The 3,110-nt window shown below is 74.2% G+C and carries 3 protein-coding genes; 2 read left to right on the plus strand and 1 reads right to left on the minus strand.

Annotated features, from left to right (window positions below; translation table 11 throughout):
* Both ACWCSD_RS50335 and ACWCSD_RS50340 read left to right on the plus strand, forming a co-directional pair.
* Positions 1 to 565, plus strand: a 565-nt coding sequence (locus ACWCSD_RS50335) for an IclR family transcriptional regulator (RefSeq protein WP_449926591.1), incomplete at its 5' end; no start/stop codon positions are given.
* Between the two features lie 23 nt (positions 566 to 588).
* Positions 589 to 1,497 (plus strand): 5-dehydro-4-deoxyglucarate dehydratase, encoded by a 909-nt coding sequence (locus tag ACWCSD_RS50340; RefSeq protein WP_397160812.1) that lies wholly within the window; start codon positions 589 to 591, stop codon positions 1,495 to 1,497.
* A gap of 60 nt (positions 1,498 to 1,557) precedes the next feature.
* Here the strand turns inward: ACWCSD_RS50340 and ACWCSD_RS50345 are convergent, their stop codons facing one another.
* Positions 1,558 to 3,096, minus strand: coding sequence for an aldehyde dehydrogenase (NADP(+)) (locus tag ACWCSD_RS50345; protein WP_449926594.1), 1,539 nt, complete (start codon positions 3,094 to 3,096; stop codon positions 1,558 to 1,560).
* Between the last annotated feature and the right edge of the window lie 14 nt (positions 3,097 to 3,110).

Below are 3,110 nucleotides of genomic sequence, written 5' to 3' on the forward strand. Positions count from 1 at the left end.
CGGGCCGCACGCCCTGCTGACCGGCACCGCCTACCTCGACAAGGACCCGGCCCTGCGCTTCGCCCAGGAAACCCTGGAGGACCTGCGGGACGAGATCGGCCAGACCGTGCACTTCGCCCGCAGGGACGAGGCCCACGTCCTCTACCTGGCCACCCGCGAGTCGCGCGAGGCCGGTCACGTGATCCCCAGGGTGGGCCGGCGGCTGCCCGCCCACGTCACCGCGCTCGGCCAGGCGCTGCTCGCCCAGCTCACCGACGACGAGGTCGTGGCACTGCTGCCCGACCCGCTGCCGGCGCTGACCGAGCACACCATCACCGACCTGACCAAGCTGACCGGCGAGCTCGACCAGGTCCGCACCCGCGGCTGGGCCCTCGAACGCGAGCAGGGCACCCCCGGCGTGGCCTGCGTGGCCGTGGCGGTCGACTACCGCATCCCGGCCACCGACGCGATCAGCTGCTCGATGCCGGCCGCGCTGCCGCCCGCCGAGATCGAGCGGATCACCGAAGCGGTGATCAAGCACACCCGCAAGCTGGCTGCCACTCTGCGCAGGGAGGGCATCCGCTAGACCCCTCGTTGGAAGGACTGCCGATGCGGCTGGATGGTGTTCTCTTCTTTCCCGTGACCCCCTTCGACGGCGACGGCGCCGTCTCGGAGCCGGTGCTGGCCGAGCACGTCTCCGCCGGGGTCGCGGCCGGGGCGGGAGCAGTGTTCGCCGCCTGCGGCACCGGTGAGTACAACGCCCTCGACCTCGCCGACTACGCCAAGGTGATGGCCACGTCGGTGGCGGCGGCGGGCGGGCGCGTGCCGGTGTTCGGCGGGGCGGGCGGGCCGCTGCCCACCGCCAGGGCCACCGCGCGGGCCGCCGCCGACAGCGGCGCCGACGGGTTGCTGCTGCTGCCGCCGTACCTGGTCAGCGCGCCGCCCGCGGGGCTGGTGCGGTACGTGCGGGAGGTCGCGGCGGCCACCGACCTGCCGGTCGTCATCTACCAGCGGGGGAACGCGCGCTTCTCCCCCGCCGCCGTGGCCGAGCTCGCCGCCCTGCCGAACGTGATCGGCTTCAAGGACGGGCTGGGCGACCTCGACCTGCTCCAGCGCATCATCCTGACCGTCCGGGCGGCCGCGCCCGCCGGGGAGTTCACGTTCTTCAACGGACTGCCCACCGCCGAGCTGACCGTGCCCGCCTACCGGGGGCTCGGGGTGAGCCTGTACTCCAGCGCCGTGTTCGCCTTCGCGCCCGAGATCGCGCTGGCCTTCCACCAGGCGGTGACCCGCGGGGACGACCTGCTCGTGCGGCGGCTGCTCACCGGCTTCTACCTGCCGCTGGTGGAGCTGCGGGACCTGGTGCCGGGGTACGCGGTCTCGCTGGTCAAGGCAGGCGTGCGGATGCGGGGGCTGGACGTCGGCGGCGTCCGCGCCCCCCTGACGGACCCGGCCCCCGACCACCTGGCCACCCTGCGGCACCTCATCGCGAGGGGCCTCGAACTGGCCACGCCCTGACCCGCTCTTCGCTTCGAGAAGCGCCTGGTGGGTCCGCTTTCCACGGCCGTGGGCGGCCTGTCACGCCGTCCGCGGGCGGCCGTCCACCCGGCGCGGGATCCCGAGGGGGTTGGCGTCCTTGAGCTCCTCCGGGAGCAGCGCCTCCGGCCAGTCCTGGTACGCGACCGGCGCCACCCACCGCCCGATCGCCGTCGCCCCCACCGACGTGTACGCCGACGTCGACGCGGGCCACGGCCCACCGTGGTGCATCGCCCAGCAGACCGCCACCCCGGTCGGCCATCCGTTCCAGATCAGCCGCCCCGCCTTCCGGCCGAGCACCTCGACGATCGCCTCGGCCTCGTCCGGATCGCCGCCGTGAACGGTCGCCGTGAGCGACCCCTCCAGCCGCTCCAGCACCCTCCTCAGCTCGGAAACCTCCCGATAGGTCACCACAACAGCGGCCGGTCCGAAGCACTCCTCCGCGATCCCCGGCAGCCGCTCGCCGAACGACTCCAGATCGGTCGTGAACACCTTGGGCGCCACCGCCCAGGCCCCCTCCCCCGGCTTCCCCTCCGCCAGCAGGGTCAGCTCGCCGAGCCGGCCGAGCCCGCCCAGATACCCGTCCCTGATCCGCTCGGCCAGCATGGGGCCGCCGCTCGTGCCCTCCACCGCCGCGACCAGCGCCTTGCGCAACTCGTCGTCCTCGGGCACGAACACGAGCCCCGGGTTCGTGCAGAACTGCCCGACCCCCAGCGTCAGCGACGCCGCGAACCCGCTCGCCACCTCCTGCGCCGGCGCCGACGGCAGCACCACGACGGGGTTGACGCTGCCCAGCTCGCCGTAGAAGGGGATGGGCGTCTCCCGCTCGTCGATCAGCTTCTGGATCGCCCTGCCGCCCGCCACCGACCCGGTGAACCCGGCCGCGACCACCCGCGGGTGGCGTACCAGGTCGGCGCCCGCCTGCATCCCCTGCACCAGCCCGAGCAGGTCCGGATAGGGCAGGGCGTTCCGTACGATCTTCGCCACCCGCTCGGACGTGTGCGGATGCCCCGGATGCGCCTTGACCACCACGGCACACCCCGCGGCCAGCGCCGAGGCGGTGTCCCCGCCGGCCACCGAGAACGCGAACGGGAAGTTGCTCGCCGCGAACACCGCGACGACCCCGGGCAGCGGATGGTTCATCCGCCGCACGTCCGGCCGCGGCGGCGTGAGCGCGGGGTCCGCGTGGTCGATGACGGCCTCCAGGTAGCCGCCGTCTCTGACGACCTGGGCGAAAAGCCGGAACTGGCCGGCCGTACGCGCCACCTCGCCCCGCAGCCGTGCCTCTCCGAGCGCGGTCTCCCGGTCGGCGAGTTGCCACAGTTCGTCCACGTGCGCGGCGAGCGCGTCGGCGACGGCCTCCAGCGCCGCCGCCCGCTCGTCCGCCGGGGTGGCGCGCCACGCGGCCCCGGCCGCCGTCGCCGCGGAGACGATCAAGTCGACCCCGGCGCCGTCGGTCTCGGGCAGGCCGCCGCCCACGGTCTCACCGGTCCTGGGGTCGTATCCGTAGATCATCGAGTGGCCCTTCCCGGAAGGTCCTTGGACCCCTCGGACGTGGACGGCGATGTGGACGCGCCGCATCCGGCGCTGGCGAG

Source organism: Nonomuraea sp. NPDC001684 (genome assembly GCF_053596515.1).

Coding starts and splice junctions, on each gene's coding strand:
- ACWCSD_RS50345 (WP_449926594.1), bottom strand. CDS start 3,096: ATGCGGCGCGTCCACATCGCCGTCCACGTCCGAGGGGTCCAAGGACCT.
- ACWCSD_RS50340 (WP_397160812.1), top strand. CDS start 589: ATGCGGCTGGATGGTGTTCTCTTCTTTCCCGTGACCCCCTTCGACGGC.